This is a genomic window from Christensenella sp., from assembly GCF_034927525.1.
Classification (GTDB): domain Bacteria; phylum Bacillota; class Clostridia; order Christensenellales; family Christensenellaceae; genus Christensenella.
Genome location: NZ_JAYFPU010000298.1, coordinates 1 through 5,791, shown reverse-complemented (window position 1 = coordinate 5,791; position 5,791 = coordinate 1). Strand labels below are relative to the sequence as shown.

Below are 5,791 nucleotides of genomic sequence, written 5' to 3'. Positions count from 1 at the left end.
GTTTTTGATTGCGACAATACTGCATACGGCAGGCGGCATCGTTCTCAGTTTAAGCCCCGCAGCGCCGCTTGCCGCGCAGGTATTGGCGGCACAGACGGGGCTGTTTATCCCCATCGTTATTTTTGATGTACTGATGCTTGTTTATCTTGCCGTATCAAAAAGAGCGCGTAGGGTATTTCAAAAAAGCTAGCGCGTCTTTTTGGCGGGTCTGCTGTCTTGCTTGTTGCGTATGAATTTGTGCTTGATGTGCGGGTTGGCTGTTTTGCGCGTGTCGATGTCGAATTGCTTTAACGCTTCCACAAGCTGCGTCAGCTTGGGGTAACCATAGTTGCGCGAGTCAAAATCCGGATAGCGTTTGTTGAGGCGGTTGCCTACCGCACCCAAAAATGCCCAGCCGTCGTCGTCTGAAATGTCGTTGACGATCGCTTTGATGGCACGCGTCAGCTGCTGCGTGTTCGCCTTGGCGGGGCCGGTCTTTTCTTCCTTTTCCTCCGGCGCGGCTTCCGCGGCTTCGTCCGTGCTTTGTGCGAGCACCTCTAAGTATTTGAATATTTCGCACGCTGCGATGAAGGCGGCAGGCGTTTTTCGTTCGCCCATGCCGATGACGAGCATGCCCGATTCGCGCAGGCGCGCGGCAAGACGGGTGAAGTCGCTGTCGCTCGATACAATGCAGAACCCGTCCACATTACCGGAATAGAGGATATCCATTGCGTCGATGATGAGCGCGGAATCCGTTGCGTTTTTACCTTTTGTATAACCGTATTGCTGGATGGGCGCGATGGAATAATCGAGCAGCACTTTCTTCCACGATGAATTCTGCGTGGTCGTCCAGTCGCCGTAGATACGCTTGTAGGTGGGCGTGCCGTGGTTGGAAATCTCGTCAAAAATCAGCTTGATATACTTGTCGGACACATTGTCTGCGTCGATGAGTACCGCAATCCTTTTATCATTATTATCCATATAGTACTTCTTTCGTTTTTTCTTATAGTATATCATAAACCATTCTTAATAGAAAATGCGCCTGTTTTGCGCAATTTCCGTTTTACAAAGGGCGGGCAGGTTTGTTATAATTGAAGAAGTTTTGAAAATGCGGATACCGCGCAGGGCGGTATTTAGGAGGCAAGTTTTTTGAAGTTATTGATGGGAAATGAAGCGATCGCCCGAGGCGCGATTCGCGCGGGCGTGAACCTTGTGTGCGGATATCCGGGTACGCCGTCGACGGAGGTGCTGGAAACGGTCGCAAAGCATAATCCGGGCGACATCCATGTGGAGTGGTCGATCAATGAAAAGGCCGCTATGGAAGTGGGCGGCGGCGCGAGCTTTTCGGGTGCGCGCGTGCTGGTGACGATGAAGCAGATGGGGCTTAATGTAGCGGCTGACCCGCTGATGTGCCTTTCTTATTTGGGTACAAAGGGCGGTATGGTCGTGATGGTGGCGGACGATCCGGGGCCGATATCTTCTCAGACGGAGCAGGATACGCGCCACTTTGCGCAGTTTGCAAACCTGCCTGTGCTCGATCCGGCGACGCCGGAGGAGGCGTACCGCATGGTGCAGGATGGGTTCCGTATTTCTGAGCAGTGGGGATTGCCTGTTATCTTGCGTGCGACGACGCGCGTATGTCATTCGTATGCCTCTATCGAAGCGGAAGAATGCGTGGAAAAGCACGCTTATGACGGATTTGAAAAAGACCCGCGCTGGGTGATTTTCCCCAGCCTTTCTTACAAAAACCACGGGCTGCTGGAGCAAAAGCAAAAGGACATCGCAGCGGCGTTTTCGCAGTCGGAATGGAATACTTCCGTCGGCAGTGGGAAGATCGGCATTGTGAGCGGCGGCGCGGCGTATAATTATGCAAAGGAAGCAATAGGGGAGCTTGGCGCGGACGTAACGCTTTTAAAGATCGGCACGCCGTATCCGTTCCCAGCAGATTTTGTGCTGGGTGAGATGGAAAAGCTTGATAAGGTGCTCGTGATCGAAGACCTTGACGCTGTGATTGAGGACAGCCTGCACGAGCTGGCTGGAAAACATCAGCTGAAATGGACTGTTTATGGAAAAGATACAGGCAACCTGCCTGTAAACGGGGAATATACACATGAGATGGTGCGGGCAGCGATCGCGGCGTTTTGCGGCATCGACGATATAGAGGCGCGGGAGGAAAGCGCGCCTGAGCTTCCGATCCGGCCGCCGGTGCTGTGTGCGGGATGCCCGCACAGGGCGTCGTTTTACGCGGTCAAGCAGGCGATGAAGGGCATACCCGCGGTGTTCACCGGGGACATTGGCTGTTATACGCTTGGCAACGCGAAGCCGCTTGATATGGCGGACACGTGCCTGTGCATGGGCGCGGGCATCACGGTCGCGCAGGGGCTTTTGCACATGGAGCCGGACAAAAAATATTTTGCGTTTATCGGCGATTCCACGTTTTTCCACACGGGCATACCGGGCGTGATCAACGCGGTGTACAACAAGGCGGACATCACGGTGGTGGTGCTTGACAACAGCACGACGGCGATGACGGGGCATCAGCCGCACCCGGGGACGGGCACGACGATGATGGGTGAAAAATCTGAGCCGGTGAGTATTGAGGGGATGCTGCGCGCGTGCGGCGTGCAATATGTGAAAACAATAGACCCGCTCGATTTTGAGCTGGCGAAGCAGGCGGCAAAGGAAGCGGCGGAGCACGAGGGTGTGTCTGCGATCGTCTTCAAGTCGCCGTGTATTGCGCTTTTTAAGCCGGAAAAGACATATGCGGTCAATGCGGAAAAATGTATTTCGTGTAAGAAATGTATCCGCGAGATTGGCTGCCCGGCAATCGCGCTGCGGGACGGGATGGTGGCCGTTGAGCCTTCACTGTGCTACGGCTGCGGGCTGTGTACGTATGTTTGCCCTGTGGATGCGATCGAGGAGGCGGAAGTATGAAGTGTGATGTATTGATCGCCGGTGTGGGCGGACAGGGCACGATCTTGGCTTCGAGGCTGATCGCGCAGTCTGCGATGGAGGACGGGTGCTTTGTGCGTTCGTCAGAGACCATTGGTATGGCGCAGCGCGGCGGAAGCGTTGTGAGCCATGTGCGCGTGGATGGAGAAGATAAGAGCAGCGTGATCCCCCTGCATACGGCAGATTTGCTGCTGGCATTTGAACCGGCGGAAGCAGCGCGGGCGTTGCCGCGACTGAAAAAGGGTGGCAAGGCGGTGGTGAATACGGAGCGGGTGATCCCCGTGACGGCCTCGCTTTTGGGAAAAGCGTATGAGCTTAACGAAATCAAAGAATATATAGGCAGGCATGCGGAGGCGCATTTTATTGATGCGTACGGCATTGCAAAGGAATGCGGAAGCCCAAAAACCGTTAATATCGTGCTGATTGGAGCAGCGATCGGCATAGGGGCGATCCCCTTTTCCCTGGAGCGTATGCGCGAGCTGCTGATACGCACGCTTCCACAGAAGATACTGGATATGAACTTAAAAGCACTTGAGGCGGGATATGATTCCGTACAATAGAAAGAGAATAGAATAGAGGAGATTAGAAATGGATGAGAGGCAATTCGGGCTGTTTGCAAAGCAGCTCAAAAACGTGAGTGAGAACAGTCCTTTTTACAGGCAAAAGTTTGCGGAAGGCGGATTTGACCCGCGCGATGTGAAGGGGCCGGAGGACATCAAAAAGATACCGTTCACCGATAAGGGAGACCTGAGGGCGGCGTACCCGCTCGGCCTTCAGGCGGTGCGGGAGGAAGATGTAGTGCGCATTCATTCCACTTCCGGCACGACGGGCGAGCCGGTCATCATTCCTTATACGCGGCAGGATGTTGAGGACTGGTGCGAGATGTTCCGCAGATGCTATGAGATCGCGGGGGTGACCAATCTCGACCGGGTACAGATCACGCCGGGATTTGGTTTGTGGACGGCAGGCATCGGCTTTGAGGCGGGATGCGAGGCGCTGGGAGCCATGGCAATACCGATGGGGCCGGGCAATACCGAAAAACAATTGAAGATGATGACGGATTTAAAGACCACAGTGCTGGGGTCAACCTCCTCGTATGCGCTGCTGCTTGCCGAGCAGGTGGAGAAAATGGGGTTAAAGGACAAGATCGCTCTGAAAAAAGGGATCATCGGTTCGGAGCGGTGGAGCGATAAGATGCGCAAGCGTATCCGCGAGGGACTGGGCATCGAGCTTTTTGATATTTATGGGTTGACGGAGATCTATGGGCCGGGCATTTCGATCGACTGTGAATGCCATCAGGGGCTGCACTATTTCGACGACTTTTTGTATATGGAGATCATCGATCCGGACACGGGCGAAAACGTACCGGACGGGCAGTATGGCGAGATCGTGATTACGACGCTCAAAAAAGAGGGCGCGCCGCTGCTTCGGTACCGGACGCACGATATGTCGCGCATCATCCCGGGCAAATGCGCGTGCGGCAGGAGCTATCCGCGGCACGACCGGATTTTGGGACGTACAGACGACGTAGTGAAGGTGAAGGGCGTAAACATCCATCCGAGCCAGATCGATATGCTGCTGAAGGGCATCGACAAGGTGAGCAGCGAATATATGGTGACGCTTGACAAGGTGGGCAGTGCAGACCGCATGGTATTGCAGTTTGAGGTGGAGAACGGCGCAGATCTGTGCGAGACGGGCGAGGCTGTCGCGCGTGAATTTAAAAAACGCATCGGCATCAAAATCGATACGCAGGCGGTGGAGATCGGCGGTCTGCCGCGCAGCGAAAAGAAAACGAAGCGGATACACGATCTGCGGTATCAGTGACCTGGCCGGGGCGTATCAGAAAGAAAACCGTTGCATGTGGGGAAAACGTGCGGCGGTTTTTTATTGTTTTTGCAGCGTGTATGCGATACAATAAAGGAAATGAAATTCACAGGAGTAGCGGCATGAAAAAACACATTGTTGCGCTCGACCAGGGAACGACCAGTTCCCGTTGTATTATTTTTGACGAAGATCATAATATGGTAAACGCTCGGCAGCGCGAATTTCCGCAGTATTTTCCGGAACCGGGATGGGTGGAGCATGACCCGCTGGAAATCTATTCTTCGCAGTATACCGTCTTGGAAGAGGCGATTGAAGAATCGGGGATACCGCTTGAGTCAGTCGCGGGCATTGGCATCACCAACCAGCGCGAGACCACGGTGGTATGGGAAAAAAGCACCGGCAAGCCTATTTATAACGCGATCGTGTGGCAGTGCAGGCGCACGGCGGATATTTGTGCGCAATTAAAAGCGGACGGATGGGAGCCGTATGTCCGCGAGAATATGGGGCTGGTGATCGACGCGTATTTTTCGGCGACAAAACTGAAATGGATATTAGACCACGTGGAGGGCGCGCGTGCGCGTGCAAAACGCGGGGAGCTTTTGTTTGGCACGGTGGATACGTGGTTATTGTGGAACTTGACGAAGGGGCGCGTGCATGTGACAGACCTCACGAACGCGTCTCGTACGATGCTTTTCAACATCAAAACACTTTCGTGGGACGAGAAGATTTTAAAGGAGCTGGATATTCCGGCGCGTATGCTGCCGGAGGTGAAAAGCTCGGCGGAGATATATGGCCATACGCGGCTGTTTGGCAAGGACGTCCCCATTGCGGGAATCGCGGGCGACCAGCAGGCAGCGCTTTTCGGGCAGGCGTGCTTTGAGCCGGGGCAGGCTAAGAATACATACGGCACGGGCTGTTTTTTGTTGATGAATACGGGGGAAAAGCTTTGCTACAGCAAGCACGGGCTGCTGACAACCATCGCCGCCACCCCCAAGGGGAAGATACAATATGTGATCGAGGGCAGCGTGTTTATGGG

6 protein-coding genes are annotated in these 5,791 nt (G+C 54.4%); 5 read left to right on the top strand and 1 reads right to left on the bottom strand.

The window, feature by feature from the left end; genetic code table 11:
- On the top strand, positions 1-190 hold a 190-nt coding region (locus VB081_RS12000), incomplete at its 5' end, for a hypothetical protein (protein ID WP_323401035.1).
- On the opposite strand, the gene VB081_RS11995 is transcribed toward VB081_RS12000, so the two are convergent.
- The gene (locus VB081_RS11995; RefSeq protein WP_323401034.1) at positions 187-960 is read right to left on the bottom strand and encodes an NYN domain-containing protein; all 774 of its coding nucleotides are present in this window, start codon (positions 958-960) and stop codon (positions 187-189) included. The two genes, VB081_RS12000 and VB081_RS11995, sit on opposite strands and share 4 nt — an antisense overlap.
- 180 nt (positions 961-1,140) lie before the next feature.
- On the opposite strand from VB081_RS11995, the gene iorA reads away from it, so the two are divergent.
- The 4 genes from iorA to VB081_RS11975 all read left to right on the top strand — a co-directional run.
- Complete coding sequence (gene iorA / locus VB081_RS11990; RefSeq protein WP_323401036.1) at positions 1,141-2,913, top strand: indolepyruvate ferredoxin oxidoreductase subunit alpha; 1,773 nt, start codon at positions 1,141-1,143, stop codon at positions 2,911-2,913.
- Entirely contained in the window at positions 2,910-3,491 is a 582-nt protein-coding gene (locus VB081_RS11985; RefSeq protein WP_323401033.1) for an indolepyruvate oxidoreductase subunit beta, read from the top strand. Before iorA ends, VB081_RS11985 begins: the two co-directional genes overlap by 4 nt.
- Before the next feature lie 28 nt (positions 3,492-3,519).
- Positions 3,520-4,755, top strand: coding sequence for a phenylacetate--CoA ligase family protein (locus VB081_RS11980; protein WP_323401032.1), 1,236 nt, complete (start codon positions 3,520-3,522; stop codon positions 4,753-4,755).
- A gap of 122 nt (positions 4,756-4,877) precedes the next feature.
- A partial coding sequence (locus tag VB081_RS11975; protein ID WP_323401031.1) for an FGGY family carbohydrate kinase occupies positions 4,878-5,791 on the top strand: 914 nt, incomplete at its 3' end.